Consider the following 22,603-nt stretch of genomic DNA (forward strand, 5'->3'; position numbering starts at 1 on the left):
CCGAGCTCAATGCGGAACCCTCGGATCTTCACCTGATGGTCATTGCGACCCAGGAACTCGACCTGGCCGTCCGGTCGCCAGCGGCCAAGATCTCCCGTGCGATACATGCGCGCACCGGCTTGGGTGCAGTGGGGGTCTGGCAGGAAGCGCTGCTGTGTCAGCTCAGGCTGGTTCCAATAGCCGCGTGCCACGCCAATGCCACCAATGTGAATTTCGCCCCTTGCGCCGAGAGGCACCGGGGCACCGTGGTCATCGAGGATGTAAATCCGTTTTCCCGCCATCGGTCGGCCGATCGGAACCACCGCCAGGTCAGTCTCCCGACAGTCATGGACCGTGGCGCAAACCGTCGTCTCGGTAGGACCATAGGAATTAAAGAGCGCATAACGTGCGGACCACGTCGCCGCCAACTGCGATTGCAGCAATTCACCCCCCGTGATCAGGGTACGCACCTCTCCCAGAGAAGCCTCTGCAGGAAGTGCGGCCAGCGCGGCTCGCGGCAGTGTGATGTGCGTGGCCCGCAGGCTTCGAAGCGATTGCAACAGCGGATCACCCGGCAACAGTTCGTTGGCTGGCGCCAGGAGCAAGGTGGCGCCACTACACAGCGTCATCGCGATCTCGGAGATGCAGACATCAAAGCTGATCGAGACAAACTGCAGCACACGGCTGGTCGGGTTGACGCCAAACTGCGCAATCTGCGCATGCGCCAGGCTGCTCAGTCCGGCGTGCTCCACCATCACCCCCTTGGGCTGCCCGGTGGAGCCCGAGGTGTAGATGATGTAGGCCAGGTGGCGGGCGTTCAGCCCCAGGGCCTGCGGGTCCGGGTCGTGCCGTGGCTGGACCTCGATCTGCGCCGCTTCCGCTCCATCCAGCGCCAGCACCGGCACCCCGATGGCCACCCCCTGGCGCATCTCCTGCACCAGCGCCTGCTGCGTCAGCACCGCCCCAGGCTCACTGTCCCCCAGCATGTACGCCAGCCGCGCCGCCGGATACGCCGGGTCCAGCGGCACATACGCCGCCCCCGACTTCAGAATGCCCAGCAGCCCCACCACCATCTCCACGCTACGCTGCATGCAGATCGCCACCCGGTCGTCCGGCCGGATCCCCAGCTGCACCAACCGATGCGCCACCTGGTTGGCCCGCTCGTTCAGCTCCCCGTAGCTCAGCTGCTGCTGCTCATACACCAGCGCCGTGGCCTGCGGCCTCGCCCTCACCTGCTCCTCAAACAGCTCGTGAATCAGCTCGTCCTGCGGATACGCCCGCGCCGTGGCGTTGAACTCCTCCAGCACTTGCCTGCGCTGCGCCGCGCTCAGCAGCGCCAGCTCGCTGACCCGTTGCGTCGGATCTTCCACCAGCCCCCGCAGCACCGCCTGCAGGTAGCCCTCCAGCCGCTGGATGCTGCTCGGCTCGTACAGCGCGCTCGCGTAGCTCAGCGTCGCACTCAAGCCCTCTGGCGTCTCGCTCAGCGCCAGGCTCAGATCGAACTGCGTGCTGCCACTGTCCGGTGCCAAGGTGCTGATGCTCAGCCCGCTGAGCTGCAGCGGGCCCTGCACCGGCGTGTTGTTCAGGCTCAGCATGTTCTGGAACAGCGGGCTGTGGCTCAGGCTGCGCTGCGGCTGCAGCGCTTCCACCACTTGCTCAAACGGCAGATCCTGGTGTTCGTACGCGTCCAGCGTGCTGGCCTTGACCTGCTGCAGCAACTCCTGCACCGTCGGGTCGTCCTCCAGCCTCACCCTCAGCGCCAGGGTGTTCACGAAGAACCCGATCAGCCCCTCCACCTCGCTGCGCTGCCGGTTCGCCACCGGCGTGCCCACCACAATGTCCTTCTGCCCGCTGAGCCGGCTCAGCAGCACCGCCCACCCCGCCAGCAGCGTCATGAACAGCGTCGCCCCCTGGCTCTGCGCCAGCCCCTGCAGCCCCGCACTCACCTGTGCAGGAATCTCAAAGCTCCACTGCCCGCCCTCATAGCTTTGCTCCGCCGGCCTCGGCCGGTCCGTGGGCAGCTCGAGCAGGGCCGGTGCTCCGCCCAACTGCTCCTTCCAGTACTGCGTCTGCTGCCGCAGCACCTCCCCCTGCAGCCACTGGCGCTGCCACACCGCGTAGTCCGCATACTGGATAGTCAACGGCTCCAGCGGGTCCTCCCGACCCTGGCTGTACGCCTCATACAGTGCGCTCACCTCCCTCACCATGATCCCGGTGGACCACCCGTCGGAGATGATGTGGTGCTGCGTCAGCAGCAGGATGTGCGCCTGCTCCTCCAGCTTGAGCAGTTGGCCCCGGATCAGCGGCCCCCGCGCCAGATCAAACGGCGCGCGCTGCTCCTCCTGGCTCAGGCTTTGCACCGCCTGCGTGCGCTGGGGCTCCTCAAGCCCGCTCAGGTCCACCTCCTGCCACTGGAACCCCACCTCCGGCCCATCGATCCACTGCACCGTCTGTCCGTCCACGCTGCCAAACCGCGTGCGCAAGATCTCGTGGCGCCTCACCAGGCCGTCCAGCGTCGCCTTCAGCGCCTGGCGCTGCAGCGCGCCGCTGAGCCTGAGCGCCACGGGCATGTGGTACGCCGCCCCCGCCGCCGCGTCCAGCCGGTCCAGGAACCACAGCCGCTGCTGGGCGTACGACACCGGCAGCGCGGCGCTTCGGTCCGCACGTCCTATGCGCTGCCCCAGGCTTGCACCGGCTTGCTCCACGCTCTTCGCAAACGCCGCCAGCTCCGGCTGGTTGAACAGCGCTCGCAGGCTGCTCTCCACCCCCAGCTCCTGGCGCACCCGCACGATCACACGTACCGCCAACAGCGAATGGCCGCCCAGTTCAAAGAAGTTGTCGTGTCGCCCGACGCGCTCCACCCCCAGCAGCTCCTGCCAGATCTGCGCCAGGCGCTGCTCCAGCGGGTCAGCCGGAGCCTCGTACGGCTGGCTCACCAGCGCACCGGCCTCCGGGGCCGGCAGCGCCTGCCGGTCAATCTTGCCGTTGGGCGTCAGCGGCAGCCCCGCCAGCACCACAAACGCACTGGGCACCATGTAATCCGCCAACGCTTCGGCCAGTCGGCTCCTGAGCGCACTGACCGCCAGCGCTTCCCCCTGCGCCCCTTCCTGCGCGCTCACGTAGGCCACCAGCCGCTTGTCGCCGCCCTGGTCCTCCCGCGCCACCACCACCGCCTCCCTCACCCCGGGGCATTGCACCAGCCGCGCTTCGATCTCCCCCAGCTCGATCCGGAACCCCCGGATCTTCACCTGATGGTCGTTGCGCCCCAGGTACTCAATGTCGCCGTCCGCCAGCCAGCGTCCCAGGTCTCCCGTCTTGTACAGACGCGCCCCCGCCTCCCCGCTGAACCCGTCCTCCACAAACCGCTGCTGGGTCAGGTCCGGCCGCTTCCAGTACCCCCGCGCCACCCCGTGGCCCCCAATGTGGATCTCCCCCACCACCCCGATCGGCACCGGCCGGCCCTGTCCGTCCAGGATGTAGATCCGTGTGTTGGCGATCGGGCGGCCAATGTGTTGCACGGCCTGCACACCCGCCTGCACCGGGTCGATGCAGCACGCGGTGGACCAGACGGTGGTCTCGGTGGGGCCGTACAGATTCCACAGCTGCGCCCCCTTGCCGCTCAGCCGTTGGGCCAGCGGCCCCGACAAGGCCTCACCCCCGCACAGCATCCTCAGCCCGGCTCGGCCCGTCCAGCCGTTGTCCAGCAACATGCGCCAGGTGACCGGCGTCGCCTGCATCAGCGTGACGCCCGACCGCTCCAGGGCCTGCTCCAGCAAGCTCGCATCGCTGGCCGTCTCTCGGCTGACCAGCACCATGCGGGCGCCGTTGATCAGCGGCAGGTACAGCTCCAATCCCGCAATGTCGAAGGACAGCGTGGTCACCGCCAGCACCGCGTCTTCTGAACTCACCCGCAACAGCCCCGTCATGGCGCTCAGGAAATTCACCACCGAGCGGTGCTCGATCTGCACCCCCTTGGGCTGCCCGGTGGAGCCCGACGTGTAGATGATGTAGGCCAGGTGGCGGCTGTGCAGCCCGTGGCGCCGCCTCGTGTCCGGATCCACCACCGGCTGCGCTTGCAGCAACGCGCCATCCTCACCGTCCGGGACCAGCAGCGCCACGCCCGTCGGGGTCACTTCGCGCACGGCCGACACCAGCGCCTGCTCCGTCAGCACCACCGCCGGCTCGCAGTCGCTCAGCATGTACGCCAGCCGCGCCGCCGGATACGCCGGGTCCAGCGGCACATACGCCGCCCCCGACTTGAGGATGCCCAGCACCCCCACCACCATCTCCACGCCCCGCGACATGCAGATCGCCACACGGTCGTCCGGCTCAATGCCCAATGCCAGCAGCCGATGCGCCACCCGGTTCGCCCGCTCATTGAGCTCCGCATAGCTCAACACCTGCGTATCGTCTTCCACAGCAACCGCCTGCGGCTGCATACGTACCTGCGCCTCAAACCGCTCCTGCACCAACTCGCCTTCTTCGTACCTCACCGCCGTCGCGTTGAAGTCCTCCAACAGACGGATTTGTTCTGTCGTTGGTATCGGATCGAGCGATGCCAGTGCCCTCGTCGGCTCGCCCTCCAGGGCCTCGAGCAGCACTTCGACACTCCGCACGAACATCTCGGCGACACGAACCGGATCGACGCCATCGCATTGCACCGACAGCGAGTACGCGCCCCCCAGGTCATTCACCGCCGCCCCGACCGGGTAGTTGATGCGCTCCTCATGCGCATACGTGACCACGCCCGGCAGCCCGGCGCCATTGGCATCACCTGCTGCTCCCTCGCCGCCCTGGATATGTCGATAGTTCAGCAGCGTCGTGAACAAGGGCATCGGTGCCTTCACGCCGCTGCAACGCTGGGCCAGCCCCAGCGATGCCTGTTCATGAACCAGCAGCTCCGTCAATTGCCCGTAGCAGGCGCGCACGGCCTCCTCGACACTGGTGCTGCCCAGCGCGATGCGAACGGGCAGCGTGTTGATGAACATGCCCAGCACCTGCTGGGCGCTGTGCACGCCCTGCATGCGGCCCAGCAGCACGGTGCCGAACACCACATCGGCGCGGCCGGTGCAGCGGCTCAGCAGCAATGCCCAACCGACATGAAACACCACCGCCGGCGTGACCGCGAGTTGGCGGGCGAGGCTGTTGATGCGCCCCGCCATCACGTCGGTCAGCGGCAACAAGGTTTCCCGGACGCCCTCACCACTGCCCTGCACGTCGAGCAGGCCGAAGGGCGCGGTGGGCTCGGTCACGTCCCCCAACAAGCGAGCAAAGTAGGCATCATGAGCGGCCTGGTCGGTCTTCAGGGCAGACGCGACAAACTCCCGGTACGACGCAGGCGCCGGTAGATCTGCGCTCCGCCCCTCCAGAATCATCCTGACCTCGTCCACGATGAGGTCCAAGGTGACATGGTCACCAATCAGGTGATGGTTGAGCAGGGTAAGGAACCAGGACTGCGAGCTGGTATCCGCCGCCACATAGGCCGCCAACAGAGGGGCCCGGCGAAGATCCAGGCGCCGTTGGCGAGGGTCCACCCGTTCGAGGAATTCACCCAGCGCGTCGTCTTTCGAGACCAGGCTCACTGCTTCCACGGGCAGCGTGGCTTTCCTCCAAACCACCTGCACCGGGCTGGAGAGGCCCTCCCACTCGAATGCGCTGCGCAGGATGTCGTGCCGATCAATCACCCGCTGCAGGGCATCAAGGAAGCGGTCCAGCCGATCGCGGCTGTCGAACCCAAGCACCAGGCGCAGCAGGTACGGATCGCCCGTCGTCTCCAGCATGTGGTGAAACAGGATCCCGGCCTGCAATGGGGCCAGCGGATAGATATCCTGCAGATTCGAGATCCCCGCCGGCACACTCGCAACGAGGCCGTCAATCTCGGACTGGGACAGATTCACCAGGGGCAACATCTCAGGGGTGACGCGCTGGCAGCCCGGCTCGATCCCGCCCGGCGTCACCGGGAGGGGAGCTTCGGCCCCGGCGTCCTGCCGCTGTTCCACGGCCCTGGCGAAATCGGCCAGGGTCGGCGCTGCAAAGATGCTGCGCACCGGCACCATGAGCCCGCGCTGCCGGAGATGCTCGATCAGGCTCACCGCCATCAACGAATGGCCGCCCAATTCGAAGAAGTGATCGTTCCGCCCCACCTGCTCCAGTTCAAGCAGGTCCTGCCAGATCTCCGCAATCGCCTGCTCGACTGCCCCCACGGGCGGTTCGTAGGTTTGCGTCACCACCGATGCCTGTCCCGGCTCGGGCAGGGCCTGTCGGTCCAACTTGCCATGTGGCGTGAGGGGCATCCGCTCCAGCACCACAAAGGCCGACGGCACCATGTACTCGGGCAACGTGGCGAGCAAGGCGCTACGCAGTTCGGCAGACAGGGGCATCAGGCCCTCGTGCGCGGTGATGTAGGCCACCAGGCGCTTATCGCCGTCCTCGCCCGCACGGGCAAGCACCACCGCTTCCCGGACGGACGGGCACTCCGCCAGTCGGGCTTCGATTTCTCCCATCTCGATCCGATGACCGCGGATCTTCACCTGGAAATCGTTGCGCCCGACATATTCAATCATGCCGGCCGTGGTCCACCGGCCCAGGTCCCCGGTACGGTAAAGGCGTGACGCCTCCGCGCCGTAGGGATCGGCGATGAATCGGCTTTGCGTCAGCTCGGGACGTTTGTAATAGCCTCGGGCGACCTGCGGCCCGCCAAGATAGATCTCACCCATCACCCCCACAGGCGACAGTTGGCCGAAGCGGTCCAGGATCCGGACCACCGTGTTGTCGACAGGGCGGCCAATCGGCACCTCCTGCGGCGGAAGCCCATCACTGGGCAGCCACGGAAAGACGGTCGCGTAGACGGTGGCCTCCGTGGGGCCATACGTATTGATCCAGCGGATGTGCTGGGTCTTGCGGGCAGCTGCCCAGTCCTGCAGATGGCGAAGCTCTGCCTTCTCCCCCCCCACGATCACGAGCCGCAGGGCGTCCCAGGGCAAGCTCCGCCCCAGCCGGATCTCGCCAGACCAGAGGTGCCAGAACGAGGTCGGCAGGTCCGCCACGGTCACGCCGTGCTCGGCCAGAAACGCCATGAATTCAGCATCGGGCACCATCAGCGTTGCCGGTCTCATCACGATCCGCCCTCCCACCTGCAGCGTGGGGAAGATCTCCGTGATGGAGTTGTCAAAGCCAAAGGACGCCAACTGCAGCACACGATCGGCCTCGGTGAGTTGGCAGGTCCGGATATGCGCTTCGATCAGGTTGACGGCGTTCCCGTGTTCAACCAGCACGCCTTTGGGCAGACCGGTGGAACCCGAGGTGTAGATCACATACGCCAGGTGGCTCGGGCCCAGTGCAGGGATGTCCGGGTTGCGCCCCTCGGACAATGCCTGAGTGGATTGGTCGCCATGCGCCTCTGGATCGATGGTGATCAGCGGCGTGGTGACCCCCTCGAAGCGATCCCTCAGCGAGGGCTGCACGATCAGCACCACCGGGTCGCAGTCCTGCAGCATGTAGTTCAGCCGTTCCTGCGGGTGCTGCGGATCCAGCGGCACATAAGCCCCCCCCGCCTTGAGAATGCCCAGCAGGCCAATGAGCTGGTCAGGACAACGCTCCATGCAGATCGCGACTTTGTCGTCGGGCCGCACGCCCTGGCGCAACAGTTGATGCGCCAGCGCATTGGCACGGGCGTTGACTTCACCGTACGTCAGCAAGCGGCCGTCATGGCTGACCGCCACCGCGTCCGGGTGCGCTGCGGCTCGCTCCTCAAATCCGCGGTGGATCAACGGCTGCGTGGCGCGCACCGACGCGGTGGCATTGAAGCGCTCCAGCAGGTCATGCCGCTCGCGGTCCGACAGGAAGGACTGGCCCCCGTGCAGCGCCTCCGGATCGCGTGCCATCGCTTCAAGGATCGCGACAAAGTAGCCGCGCACGCGGCGCTCCTGCGCCACCGAAAGGGAGCGTGCGTCAATCTTGATGCCAATAGCCTGGTTGGGTCGCTGGAAGCAATCCACGGCCAACGCGTTGTTGGTCACTTCAATGTCGCCACGGAATCCCTCGGCCTTGATGCCGGCATGCAGCCCTTCGTAAACGTGGAAATTGATGTAGTTGAAGGTGGTTTCGTAGAAGGGCTCGCGGTTGTGGTCGACGTACAGCTGGAAATAGGGATAGTGGCGGTACGCCATCACCCCGATCTCGTTGTCGTGAATCTGCCGGATCAGGGCCTTCCAGCTCATGTCCTCCAGCTTCTGGCGGAATGGCAGGGTGTTGAGGAACAGCCCCAACACCTGATCCCCGTTGGTCCTTTCAGGCCGAACGTTGGCCACAAGACCGGTGGTCACGTCGTCAACGCCTGAGAGCGTGGCGACCATGCGCACGTGGGCGGCCAACAGCAGCGAACGCATCGGCACCCCTTGGCTGCTGGCCAGCGCCCGCAGTTGGGCGCAGAGCCCCTCGGACAACTCCACCGCCTCATTGCGCGGAGCCTCCGGCTCGACTTCAGGCTCGGGGGCCGGCAAGGCAGCGAACTCGCAGTCCGCGAGGTAGTCGGCCCAGAACGCCCGATGCGCTTCGGAACGCAAGGCCTGCCGCTCCTGCGCAATGGTGTGGCGCGGAGTGACATCCAGCGGCGCCTCCGTCACCTCCACCGCCTCGCCCGCAACCAGGCGTGCATAGGCATTCACCAGACCTGTCTGGAGCGCCGCCAGACTCCAGCCATCCAAAATGGCATGGTGGAAGCTCAATGTAATCTGGATCGAATGAGCTGAACGCAGGTGAACAAAGACACGCAACAGCGGCGGCGTTTCCAGCGTGAATCGCGTTTGATGTTCCTGCCGCATGAAGTCCGCGATCAAGCGGTCCTGCGCCTCCACCTCGAGGTGCTGAACGTCGAACACCTCCAGCGGCAGGCTGGCGCTGGCGTGCACCACTTGCATCGGCTCGCTGTAGCGATGCAGATCAAAGGCGGTTCGCAACGCTGGATGACGCCGAACCATCGCGTCCAGCACGGTCCGCATCGCTGCAGGGTTCCAGGCCGGCAGTGTCAACTGGTTGGTGGTGATGTCGTGATAGAGGCCCGATTCCTCATCGTGCGCGTTGTGGAACACCATCCCCATCTGCAGCATGGTGACCGGGTAGGCCTCCTCGACATCGGCCGGCAGCAGTCGCCGATCCGCCTCACTCAGTTGTACCGAGGCTTCGTCCACCGGTTCGGTGGCGGCGCCAGACGAGAGCAGCTGCGCCAGCCCACGGATCGTCGGCGACTTGAAGAGGTCGACGATGGCCAGGTTCACTCCCTCGCTTCTGGCCTTGGCCACAATCGCGATGCTGCGGATCGAATCCCCGCCGACATCGAAAAAGTTGTCGTTGACGCCGACCTGCGTCAGGCCCAGCACCTCGCACCACACCCGGCACAGCAGCGCCTCGGTTGGCGTCGTAGGGGCCTGATACGGGTGGGTCGCATGCGCCGACGCGTCGGGTGCAGGCAGCGCCTGGCGATCCAGCTTGCCGTTGGCGGTCAGCGGGAGTTCTGGCAAGACTACAAATGCGCTGGGGACCATGTAGTCGGCCAGCACGGCCGACAGGTGGCTGCGCAACGCTGCCGCCGTCAGCGCATGTCCGGCCTGGGCAGTCAGGTACGCCACCAGCCGCTGTTGGCCCGCCTCGTCATCACGCGGCAACACCACCGCGTCGCGCACGCCGTGGCATTGCGCGAGACGGGCCTCGATTTCTCCGAGTTCGATGCGGAAGCCGCGGATCTTCACCTGATGGTCGTTGCGCCCCAGGTATTCAAGGCTCCCGTCTTCCAGCCATCGGGCCAGATCGCCGGTCCTGTACATCCGAGCATTCGGCTGAGGGCTGAACGGATCGGCAAGAAAACGCTGCTGCGTCAGCTCGGGGCGGTTCAGGTAACCACGCGCCAGGCCGTCGCCACCCACATACATCTCGCCCGTCACACCCAGCGGCACCGGCTGCCCCGCCGCATCGAGCACATAGATGCGCAGATCGGGAATCGGTCGGCCAATCGGGCTGGTCCCTCGTCGCTGGGCCATCGACGGGTCCACCGGCAGGTAGGTGACATGGACCGTCGTTTCCGTGATGCCGTACATGTTGACCAGGCGTACGTTCGCGTTCCTGTCGCGATCAAACCACGGCTTGAGCATGGCCGGTTCCAGCGCTTCACCGCCAAAGACCACCAGTCGCAGGCTGTGTTCCAGCGGGCTGGAGGACTGGGCCGCGATGAGCTGCCGGAAGGCACTGGGGGTCTGATTCAGCACCGTCACGCGCTGCGTGCTCAGCAGCTCATAGAAGGCCTGCGGCGAGCGGCTCGTGAGGTAGGGGACAAGGACCAGTTTCCCTCCCTTGGCCAGCGCCCCCCAGAGTTCCCAGACCGAGAAATCAAAAGCGAAGGAATGGAAGAGTGTCCAGACATCGTGATGGTCGAAGTGGAACCAGTCTTCGGTCGCGGCCAGCAAACGCAGCACCTGGCGATGCTCCACCATCACCCCCTTGGGCTGCCCGGTGGAGCCCGAGGTGTAGATGATGTAGGCCAGGTGCCGGGCGTTCAGCCCCAGGGCCTGCGGGTCCGGGTCGTGCCGCGGCTGGACCTCGATCTGCGCCGCTTCCGCTCCATCCAGCGCCAGCACCGGCACCCCGATGGCCACCCCCTGGCGCATCTCCTGCACCAGCGCCTGCTGCGTCAGCACCGCCCCAGGCTCACTGTCCCCCAGCATGTACGCCAGCCGCGCCGCCGGATAAGCCGGGTCCAGCGGCACATACGCCGCCCCCGACTTCAGAATGCCCAGCAGCCCCACCACCATCTCCACGCTGCGCTGCATGCAGATCGCCACCCGGTCGTCCGGCCGGATCCCCAGCTGCACCAACCGATGCGCCACCTGGTTGGCCCGCTCGTTCAGCTCCCCGTAGCTCAGCTGCTGCTGCTCATACACCAGCGCCGTGGCCTGCGGCCTCGCCCTCACCTGCTCCTCAAACAGCTCGTGAATCAGCTCGTCCTGCGGATACGCCCGCGCCGTGGCGTTGAACTCCTCCAGCACTTGCCTGCGCTGCGCCGCGCTCAGCAGCGCCAGCTCGCTGACCCGTTGCGTCGGATCTTCCACCAGCCCCCGCAGCACCGCCTGCAGGTAGCCCTCCAGCCGCTGGATGCTGCTCGGCTCGTACAGCGCGCTCGCGTAGCTCAGCGTCGCACTCAAGCCCTCTGGCGTCTCGCTCAGCGCCAGGCTCAGATCGAACTGCGTGCTGCCACTGTCCGGTGCCAAGGTGCTGATGCTCAGCCCGCTGAGCTGCAGCGGGCCCTGCACCGGCGTGTTGTTCAGGCTCAGCATGTTCTGGAACAGCGGGCTGTGGCTCAGGCTGCGCTGCGGCTGCAGCGCTTCCACCACCTGCTCAAACGGCAGATCCTGGTGTTCGTACGCGTCCAGCGTGCTGGCCTTGACCTGCTGCAGCAACTCCTGCACTGTCGGGTCGTCCTCCAGCCTCACCCTCAGCGCCAGGGTGTTCACGAAGAACCCGATCAGCCCCTCCACCTCGCTGCGCTGCCGATTCGCCACCGGCGTGCCCACCACAATGTCCTTCTGCCCGCTGAGCCGGCTCAGCAGCACCGCCCACCCCGCCAGCAGCGTCATGAACAGCGTCGCCCCCTGGCTCTGCGCCAGCCCCTGCAGCCCCGCACTCACCTGTGCAGGAATCTCAAAGCGCCACTGCCCGCCCTCATAGCTTTGCTCCACCGGCCTCGGCCGGTCCGTGGGCAGCTCCAGCAGGGCCGGTGCTCCGCCCAACTGCTCCTTCCAGTACTGCGTCTGCTGCCGCAGCACCTCCCCCTGCAGCCACTGGCGTTGCCACACGGCGTAGTCCGCATACTGGATAGTCAACGGCTCCAGCGGGTCCTCCCGACCCTGGCTGTACGCCTCATACAGTGCGCTCACCTCCCTCACCATGATCCCGGTGGACCACCCGTCGGAGATGATGTGGTGCTGCGTCAGCAGCAGGATGTGCGCCTGCTCCTCCAGCTTGAGCAGTTGGCCCCGGATCAGCGGCCCCCGCGCCAGATCAAACGGCGCGCGCTGCTCCTCCTGGCTCAGGCTTTGCACCGCCTGCGTGCGCTGCGGCTCCTCCAGCCCGCTCAGGTCCACCTCCTGCCACTGGAACCCCACCTCCGGCCCATCGATCCACTGCACCGTCTGTCCGTCCACGCTGCCAAACCGCGTGCGCAAGATCTCGTGGCGCCTCACCAGCCCGTCCAGCGTCGCCTTCAGCGCCTGGCGCTGCAGCGCGCCGCTGAGCCTCAGCGCCACCGGCATGTGGTACGCCGCCCCCGCCGCCGCGTCCAGCCGGTCCAGGAACCACAGCCGCTGCTGGGCGTACGACACCGGCAGCGCGGCGCTTCGGTCCGCCGGGGTGATTCGCTGCCCCAGGTGCTGCCCAAGGCTTGCACCGGCTTGCTCCACGCTCTTCGCAAACGCCGCCAGCTCCGGCTGGTTGAACAACGCGCGCAGGCTGCTCTCCACCCCCAGCTCCTGGCGCACCCGCACGATCACACGTACCGCCAACAGCGAATGGCCGCCCAGTTCAAAGAAGTTGTCGTGTCGCCCGACGCGCTCCACCCCCAGCAGCTCCTGCCAGATCTGCGCCAGGCGCTGCTCCAGCGGGTCAGCCGGAGCCTCGTACGGCTGGCTCACCAGCGCACCGGCCTCCGGGCCGGCAGCGCCTGCCGGTCAATCTTGCCGTTGGGCGTCAGCGGCAGCCCCGCCAGCACCACAAACGCACTGGGCACCATGTAATCCGCCAACGCTTCGGCCAGTCGGCTCCTGAGCGCACTGACCGCCAGCGCTTCCCCCTGCGCCCCTTCCTGCGCGCTCACGTAGGCCACCAGCCGCTTGTCGCCGCCCTGGTCCTCCCGCGCCACCACCACCGCCTCCCTCACCCCGGGGCATTGCACCAGCCGCGCTTCGATCTCCCCCAGCTCGATCCGGAACCCCCGGATCTTCACCTGATGGTCGTTGCGCCCCAGGTACTCAATGTCGCCGTCCGCCAGCCAGCGTCCCAGGTCTCCCGTCTTGTACAGACGCGCCCCCGCCTCCCCGCTGAACCCGTCCTCCACAAACCGCTGCTGCGTCAGGTCCGGCCGCTTCCAGTACCCCCGCGCCACCCCGTGGCCCCCAATGTGGATCTCCCCCACCACCCCGATCGGCACCGGTCGGCCCTGCCCGTCCAGGATGTAGATCCGTGTGTTGGCGATCGGGCGGCCAATCGGCACGTTGCCGTGGCCCACCGAGGCACCGACTGAATGCCAGGCGGCGAACGTGACTGTCTCGGTTGGCCCGTAAGCGTTCAGGAGTTCACCGGGGCGCCCTTCACGAAGGGCCTTTTCGGCCCATCGAGCCTCCATCTTGTCGCCGCCCACCAAGAGACAGCGCAAGGGTTTGAACGCCTCGACCGACTCCCGTGCGACCTGGTGGAACAGTGCTGTGGTCAAGAACAGCACTGAAATGCCTTGCCTCCGGACCTCGGCGGCCAAACGCGTCGACTCCACCACCGTCCACCGGTCAATCAGCGTCAGCCGGGCGCCGCTGAGCAGTGCCCCCCAGATCTCGAAAGTGGCAGCATCAAACGAAATATTCGACGCCTGTGCCACGATATCGTCGGGCGTCAACGTGATGTAGTTCGTGCCGCACACCAGCCTCACGACGCCCCGGTGATCCACCATCACACCCTTGGGCTGTCCGGTCGAGCCGGAGGTGTACATCACATAGGCGAGATGACGCGCCGTGCAACCGCTGGCCGAGGTGTCGAGGTTCTCCTTCGGCAAATGAAAGAAATGCCGGTCTCGATGCGCAACATCCAGCACCACCGTAGGAACAGCGGTATCCGGGAAGCGGCACAGCAGACTCTCCTGGGTGATCAGCACCTGGGGCGCACTATCGGACAGCATGTAGTCCAATCGGTGCACCGGATAGCTCGGGTCCAGCGGCACATACGCACCGCCGGCCTTCAGCACGGCCAGAAAGGCGACCACCACGTCGGGCGTGCGTTCCATGCAAACCGCCACCGTCACATCGGGCCCCACGCCCATGCTCCGCAGATGCCAGGCAAGGCGGTTGGACTGCTCATTCAGCGCGGCATAGCTCAGCTGCTCAGCACCCGAGACCAGGGCGACCGCCTGCGGAGACCGCCGCGCCTGCTCTTCAAACAACTCGCTGATGAGCCGGTCGGACGGATAGGGTCTTGTGGTGTCGTTAAAGCCTTCCAGCACCCGCGACCGCTCGTGGTCGGACATGAGCGGCAAATCGCCGATCAGCGTCGCCTCGCCCGCGACCATGGCCTGCAACAGCCGTTGGTAACGTTCGGCGAGCCCTTGGATCGTTGCCGGGTCAAACAGGTCACTGGCGTACTCAAGCACCCCCGTCAGGCCACCGTCCACTTCGGAGAGCAGCAGACACAGGTCACATCGTGCCGTCGTCTGCGACTGTTCCAGCCAGCGGACGTCCAGCCCGCCCAGATGCAATTGCGGGGCTCCGGGAACGTTGTCCAGTGCCAGCATGGCCTGGAAGAGGGGATGGTGCCCAAGGCTGCGCGCCGGACGGACGGCCTCCACCACCTGTTCAAAGGGCACGTCCTGGTGAGCGTAAGCGTCCAGCGTGTGGCGCCGGACGTCCGACAGCAGCCCCGCCACGGAAACACCAGGGTCGGCATGGACACGCAGCGCCAGCGTGTTGACGAAGAAGCCGACCATGGATTCCAGCTCACGACGTCGGCGGTTCGCCACCGGCATGCCGATCACCACCTCATGCTGCCCCGACAGCCGTGACAACAGTGCGGCCCAACCCGCGAGCAGTGTCATGAACAAGGTCGCGCCATGCTGGGCAGCGAGCCGCTTCAGGGCGCCGGTCAGTTCTTTGTCCAGCGCCAATCGGATCGCGGCGCCGGCATGGGTCTGAACAGCAGGCCTGGGGCGATCGGTGGGCAATTCCAGGAGCGCGGGCGCGTCGGCAAGCCGGTCCTTCCAATAGCCGATCTGTCGTTGCTGCAGGTCCTCCTGCAGCCAGGCCCGCTGCCAGGCGGCATAGTCGAGGTATTGAATCTCGGGCAGCGGCAGCGGATCGGCTTCCCCGCGCGAGAAGGCGTCATACAGGGCCGACACCTCTTTCATCAGCAGACGCAGCGACCAGCCGTCCGAGATGATGTGATGCTGAGTGACCAGGAGGACATGATCAGACGCGGACAAACGCAGCAGCTGTCCGCGGATCAACGGTCCCTGCGCAAGGTCGAATGCAGCACCGGCCTCGTGGTTCGCCTGCGCGCTGATGCGCGACTGCTGATCCTCCGGCCCATCGTCGCTCAGATCCTGTTCGATCAGAGAGAAGCCACAGCCCGGTGCCGCAATCCGGGCGAAGGGGCGTCCGTCCCATGCCGGGAAGCTGGTGCGGAGAATCTCGTGCCGGTCGACCAGCGCATCGAGCGTCTTTTTCAGAACAATGCGGTCGAGCGGCCCGTGGATGCGCCAACTGCCGAGCATGTGATAGGCCACGCTGGCACTGACATCGAATTGATCCAGAAACCACAGGCGCTGCTGCGCCAGCGACAGCGCCAGCTCCTGCTGTCGGTCCACCGGCACCAGTGGGGCATGAGGGGCGGGAGCGGCAGCGGCGACCCAATCCGCCAAATCCTTCAACCCGCCCTGGTCGAAGAGTTGACGCAAGGGGACATCAACCTGCAATTCCGAGCGCAGGCGTGACGCCATCTGCACCGCCAGCAGGGAATGGCCCCCCAGATCGAAGAAGTTGTCGTGCCGGCCGATGCGCTGCATCCCCAGCAGCTCCTGCCAGATGCCAGCGATGGCGCACTCGACCGGTCCGACCGGCACTTCATAGGCCTGCATGGCCACCGACCCGTCATCGGGATCGGGCAGCGCTTGGCGATCCAGCTTCCCGTTGGGCGTCAGGGGAAAGGCGTCGAGCACAACAAACGCCGATGGCACCATATAGTCTGGGAGCTGGCTCCTCAGCTGCGTGCGCAGTTCCCCGACAAGCAGCTCATGTCCGGCGTGAGGAGTGAGATACGCCACCAGGCGCTTGTCTTCCGAGGAGCTCGAGCGGGCCAGGACTACGGCCTCCCGCACGCCCAGGCATTGCGCCAGACGAGCCTCGATTTCCCCCAGCTCGATACGGAAGCCCCGGATCTTGACCTGATGGTCGTTGCGACCGAGGTATTCAATGCTGCCGTCCGGCAACCATCGCGCGAGGTCCCCTGTTTTGTAAAGGCGTGCAGCGGCCTGACCGGAATGGGGATCGGGTACGAAGCGCTGCTGCGTCAATTCGGCCCGGTTCCAATACCCGCGTGCCACCTGGACGCCCGCAATGTGCAGCTCGCCGCTCACCCCCAATGGCGTTGGCTGCCCCTGCGGATCGAGAATGTAGATGGCCGTGTTCGCGATGGGGCGGCCGATAGGGACGAAGGTCCGGTGATCGTCGAGCGAGCAGGTCCAGGCCGTGACGTCCACCGAAGCCTCGGTGGGGCCATACAGGTTGTGCAGTCCGGTCCCTGGAAGCGTGGTCAGCAGTTCCCTGGCCAAGGCGGCCGGGAGCTCCTCGCCACTGCAGACCACCCGACGCAGACCGGTGCACGAAGCGGCTCCTTCGTACGCCAGGAATTGCTGAAGCATGGACGGCACGAAGTGGACGGTCGTCACGCCGGTATGGCGAATGACCGCAGATAGATAGGCGGGGTCCTTGTGGCCCTCAGGTCGGGCCATCACCAGCCGCGCACCCAACATGAGCGGCCAGAAAAACTCCCAGACCGACACATCGAAGCCGAAGGGCGTCTTCTGCAGCACCGCTTCGTCAGCCCGCAGGTCGAGGGCTTCCTGCATCCAGCGCAGCCGGTTGACCACCCCGGCGTGCTCCACCATCACCCCCTTGGGCTGCCCGGTGGAGCCCGAGGTGTAGATGATGTAGGCCAGGTGGCGGGCGTTCAGCCCCAGGGCCTGCGGGTCCGGGTCGTGCCGCGGCTGGACCTCGATCTGCGCCGCTTCCGCTCCATCCAGCGCCAGCACCGGCACCCCGATGGCCACCCCCTGGCGCATCTCCTGCACCAGCGCCTGCTGCGTCAGCACCGCCCCAGGCTCACTGTCCCCCAGCATGTACGCCAGCCGCGCCGCCGGATAAGCCGGGTCCAGCGGCACATACGCCGCCCCCGACTTCAGAATGCCCAGCAGCCCCACCACCATCTCCACGCTGCGCTGCATGCAGATCGCCACCCGGTCGTCCGGCCGGATCCCCAGCTGCACCAACCGATGCGCCACCTGGTTGGCCCGCTCGTTCAGCTCCCCGTAGCTCAGCTGCTGCTGCTCATACACCAGCGCCGTGGCCTGCGGCCTCGCCCTCACCTGCTCCTCAAACAGCTCGTGAATCAGCTCGTCCTGCGGATACGCCCGCGCCGTGGCGTTGAACTCCTCCAGCACTTGCCTGCGCTGCGCCGCGCTCAGCAGCGCCAGCTCGCTGACCCGTTGCGTCGGATCTTCCACCAGCCCCCGCAGCACCGCCTGCAGGTAGCCCTCCAGCCGCTGGATGCTGCTCGGCTCGTACAGCGCGCTCGCGTAGCTCAGCGTCGCACTCAAGCCCTCTGGCGTCTCGCTCAGCGCCAGGCTCAGATCGAACTGCGTGCTGCCACTGTCCGGTGCCAAGGTGCTGATGCTCAGCCCGCTGAGCTGCAGCGGGCCCTGCACCGGCGTGTTGTTCAGGCTCAGCATGTTCTGGAACAGCGGGCTGTGGCTCAGGCTGCGCTGCGGCTGCAGCGCTTCCACCACCTGCTCAAACGGCAGATCCTGGTGTTCGTACGCGTCCAGCGTGCTGGCCTTGACCTGCTGCAGCAACTCCTGCACTGTCGGGTCGTCCTCCAGCCTCACCCTCAGCGCCAGGGTGTTCACGAAGAACCCGATCAGCCCCTCCACCTCGCTGCGCTGCCGATTCGCCACCGGCGTGCCCACCACAATGTCCTTCTGCCCGCTGAGCCGGCTCAGCAGCACCGCCCACCCCGCCAGCAGCGTCATGAACAGCGTCGCCCCCTGGCTCTGCGCCAGCCCCTGCAGCCCCGCACTCACCTGTGCAGGAATCTCAAAGCGCCACTGCCCGCCCTCATAGCTTTGCTCCACCGGCCTCGGCCGGTCCGTGGGCAGCTCCAGCAGGGCCGGTGCTCCGCCCAACTGCTCCTTCCAGTACTGCGTCTGCTGCCGCAGCACCTCCCCCTGCAGCCACTGGCGTTGCCACACGGCGTAGTCCGCATACTGGATAGTCAACGGCTCCAGCGGGTCCTCCCGACCCTGGCTGTACGCCTCATACAGTGCGCTCACCTCCCTCACCATGATCCCGGTGGACCACCCGTCGGAGATGATGTGGTGCTGCGTCAGCAGCAGGATGTGCGCCTGCTCCTCCAGCTTGAGCAGTTGGCCCCGGATCAGCGGCCCCCGCGCCAGATCAAACGGCGCGCGCTGCTCCTCCTGGCTCAGGCTTTGCACCGCCTGCGTGCGCTGCGGCTCCTCCAGCCCGCTCAGGTCCACCTCCTGCCACTGGAACCCCACCTCCGGCCCATCGATCCACTGCACCGTCTGTCCGTCCACGCTGCCAAACCGCGTGCGCAAGATCTCGTGGCGCCTCACCAGCCCGTCCAGCGTCGCCTTCAGCGCCTGGCGCTGCAGCGCGCCGCTGAGCCTCAGCGCCACCGGCATGTGGTACGCCGCCCCCGCCGCCGCGTCCAGCCGGTCCAGGAACCACAGCCGCTGCTGGGCGTACGACACCGGCAGCGCGGCGCTTCGGTCCGCCGGGGTGATTCGCTGCCCCAGGTGCTGCCCAAGGCTTGCACCGGCTTGCTCCACGCTCTTCGCAAACGCCGCCAGCTCCGGCTGGTTGAACAACGCGCGCAGGCTGCTCTCCACCCCCAGCTCCTGGCGCACCCGCACGATCACACGTACCGCCAACAGCGAATGGCCGCCCAGTTCAAAGAAGTTGTCGTGTCGCCCGACGCGCTCCACCCCCAGCAGCTCCTGCCAGATCTGCGCCAGGCGCTGCTCCAGCGGGTCAGCCGGAGCCTCGTACGGCTGGCTCACCAGCGCACCGGCCTCCGGGGCCGGCAGCGCCTGCCGGTCAATCTTGCCGTTGGGCGTCAGCGGCAGCCCCGCCAGCACCACAAACGCACTGGGCACCATGTAATCCGCCAACGCTTCGGCCAGTCGGCTCCTGAGCGCACTGACCGCCAGCGCTTCCCCCTGCGCCCCTTCCTGCGCGCTCACGTAGGCCACCAGCCGCTTGTCGCCGCCCTGGTCCTCCCGCGCCACCACCACCGCCTCCCTCACCCCGGGGCATTGCACCAGCCGCGCTTCGATCTCCCCCAGCTCGATCCGGAACCCCCGGATCTTCACCTGATGGTCGTTGCGCCCCAGGTACTCAATGTCGCCGTCCGCCAGCCAGCGTCCCAGGTCTCCCGTCTTGTACAGACGCGCCCCCGCCTCCCCGCTGAACCCGTCCTCCACAAACCGCTGCTGGGTCAGGTCCGGCCGCTTCCAGTACCCCCGCGCCACCCCGTGGCCCCCAATGTGGATCTCCCCCACCACCCCGATCGGCACCGGTCGGCCCTGTCCGTCCAGGATGTAGATCCGTGTGTTGGCGATCGGGCGGCCAATGTGTTGCACGGCCTGCACACCCGCCTGCACCGGGTCGATGCAGCACGCGGTGGACCAGACGGTGGTCTCGGTGGGGCCGTACAGATTCCACAGCTGCGCCCCCTTGCCGCTCAGCCGTTGGGCCAGCGGCCCCGACAAGGCCTCACCCCCGCACAGCATCCTCAGCCCGGCTCGGCCCGTCCAGCCGTTGTCCAGCAACATGCGCCAGGTGACCGGCGTCGCCTGCATCAGCGTGACGCCCGACCGCTCCAGGGCCTGCTCCAGCAAGCTCGCATCGCTGGCCGTCTCTCGGCTGACCAGCACCATGCGGGCGCCGTTGATCAGCGGCAGGTACAGCTCCAATCCCGCAATGTCGAAGGACAGCGTGGTCACCGCCAGCACCGCGTCTTCTGAACTCACCCGCAACAGCCCCGTCATGGCGCTCAGGAAATTCACCACCGAGCGGTGCTCGATCTGCACCCCCTTGGGCTGCCCGGTGGAGCCCGACGTGTAGATGATGTAGGCCAGGTGGCGGCTGTGCAGCCCGTGGCGCCGCCTCGTGTCCGGATCCACCACCGGCTGCGCTTGCAGCAACGCGCCATCCTCACCGTCCGGGACCAGCAGCGCCACGCCCGTCGGGGTCACTTCGCGCACGGCCGACACCAGCGCCTGCTCCGTCAGCACCACCGCCGGCTCGCAGTCGCTCAGCATGTACGCCAGCCGCGCCGCCGGATACGCCGGGTCCAGCGGCACATACGCCGCCCCCGACTTGAGGATGCCCAGCACCCCCACCACCATCTCCACGCCCCGCGACATGCAGATCGCCACACGGTCGTCCGGCTCAATGCCCAATGCCAGCAGCCGATGCGCCACCCGGTTCGCCCGCTCATTGAGCTCCGCATAGCTCAACACCTGCGTATCGTCTTCCACAGCAACCGCCTGCGGCTGCATACGTACCTGCGCCTCAAACCGCTCCTGCACCAACTCGCCTTCTTCGTACCTCACCGCCGTCGCGTTGAAGTCCTCCAACAGACGGATTTGTTCTGTCGCATCCAAAAAGGGCAGATGACCCACCGGCGTCTCGGGATGCTGGACCGCAGACTGCAGCATCACGGCGAGCGAACGAGGGATGCGTTCGATCTCCTCCGGATCAAACGCCAAGGTGTTGTAGATGAACTCGACCACCACGTCGCCATCACGATGATGGTCTCTGAGGTTGATCAGCAAGGGCGTGCGTTCAAAGCCGGAGTGCATGGGAACGACCCGAGCGGGCACTCCGCCGAAGCTGGCATCACCATCGAAGTACATGGTCGACACCATCACATCAAAGAGCTGGCGGCGACCGGTTGGTGCGAGATGAATACTGCGATTGATGTCCGCCAACGGGTAGCGCTGATGGCGATAGCTGCGCCGGAGTTCAGCAACCAGTTCGCGTACCAGTGCCGGAAACGAACGGGCGCCATCCACATGCAGGCCGATGGGGCTGACCGATGAAAACATGCCGGGTGTGTGCTTGTGGCGCGCGGCACTTCGGTTGTGCACCGGCAAGCCGATCACCACCTCTTCATTGGGCGTCACCCAGGCAAAATACGCTGCCAGTGCGGCGAGGAAGACATGTGTGAATGTGGCCCCCTGCTCGGCGGCATAGGCCTGCAAGCGGTCATGCTCTTCTCTCGACAAGACCCAGTGCGCCTGCGCGCTGGGAGCCAGCTGCCCCTGCGCGTCGGTGCTGGGGCGCTGCACCAGGGGGTCTGGCAGCCGGCCATAACGGCCGCGCCAATACTGTCCATCCAGGGCGTGACGCTCTGACCGCAGATAGCGCTCATCGTCCGCGACAAACGCCCGGTAAGACGACGCAGGCTCCTCAAGCACGTCCCCTTGCAGAAACGCGTTGTAGAGGCGCGCCACCGACTGCACGATCAGTGAAATGCCAACGCCGTCAGTGACGAGGTGGTGATAACGCTGCAGCCAAAAATGCTTGGTAGGGCTGACGCGAATGAGCTGCGTGCTCCACAGCAACCCGCCTCGCAGCGAAAACGGCTGAGAGAAGCTCGATTGCATGTAGCTTCTCGCCTGCGCTTCAGCATCCGTCGACGAGGAGAAGTCGACCAGTGGCAGGGCCACGTCCACCTGTGGGAGCACCATCTGCCGCGCCTGTCCGTCCTCCTCAAGGAACAGCAGGCGAAGCGCTTCGTGGGCATCGGCCAGACACTGAACCGCCTGTTGCAGCACCTGCGGGTCGATGGGCCCGTCCATCTGCCAGGCCATGCCGATGTTGTAGCAAGGCAGCTGCGGATCGAGCATCTGATCAAACCAGATCACCTGCTGGGCGGACGACAGCGGGAAGGTTTCAAAGCCCAGCGCCTGAATGAGGCATCGCTCTGCGGACGATGCAGTTGCAACGGCCCGCCAGAGTGCGCCCATCAAAGCCGCGCACCGCGCCCGACACGCAGCGGCGTCTTCCGAGGAACAGGCCGCCTCAGGCAGGTTCCCCCGTCCATGGGACAGCGCCGTCTGGCCATCGGGAGCGTCTACCAAGTACCAACGGAACACAGGCATCGACCGCTGAGGGACGCGCCAGGACGCCATGCGCCCATGGAACTCCCTGCAGGTGATGGCATGCCCCACATCCCCCCCCGTCAGCAGCACCTGCAGCCGCTCCAGGCTCAGTGGATCCTGCGGCACCCAGGCGACCACGGGCGTCACCCCTGCCTGCAAGCAACCCAACAACGCACTGAGGAAATCGACACCGGGCTCCAGCAGCACTGCCACCTTGCCAACGGCTTGGGCCTCGCGCAGGGCGCCACCCATCGCACAGACGCGGCCGTAAAGCGCCGCATGGCTGATACGAAGGCTGCCGTTCTCCAGGTCCTGGAAGAACGCCGAGGCATCTGCATCCGGTTCATGCTGTGCCAGAGCCTTCAGCATGCCCACCAAATCACCAAACTCAGCGAAGTCGATCATCACTTTGTA

Annotated in this window: 2 protein-coding genes; both read right to left on the bottom strand. The window is 66.4% G+C overall.

Annotation, left to right across the window (positions count from 1 at the left end; all coding sequences use genetic code 11):
• Nucleotides 1-12,656: amino acid adenylation domain-containing protein (locus OU995_RS00005; protein WP_420714784.1), on the bottom strand; the 12,656-nt coding region annotated here is incomplete at its 3' end.
• A complete protein-coding gene (locus OU995_RS00010; protein ID WP_267833307.1) occupies nucleotides 12,653-22,594 on the bottom strand; it encodes a non-ribosomal peptide synthetase in 9,942 nt (3,313 codons plus the stop codon). The genes OU995_RS00005 and OU995_RS00010, both read right to left, overlap by 4 nt.
• Nucleotides 22,595-22,603 lie beyond the last annotated feature (9 nt).

Source organism: Roseateles sp. SL47 (assembly GCF_026625885.1).
GTDB lineage: Bacteria > Pseudomonadota > Gammaproteobacteria > Burkholderiales > Burkholderiaceae_C > Roseateles.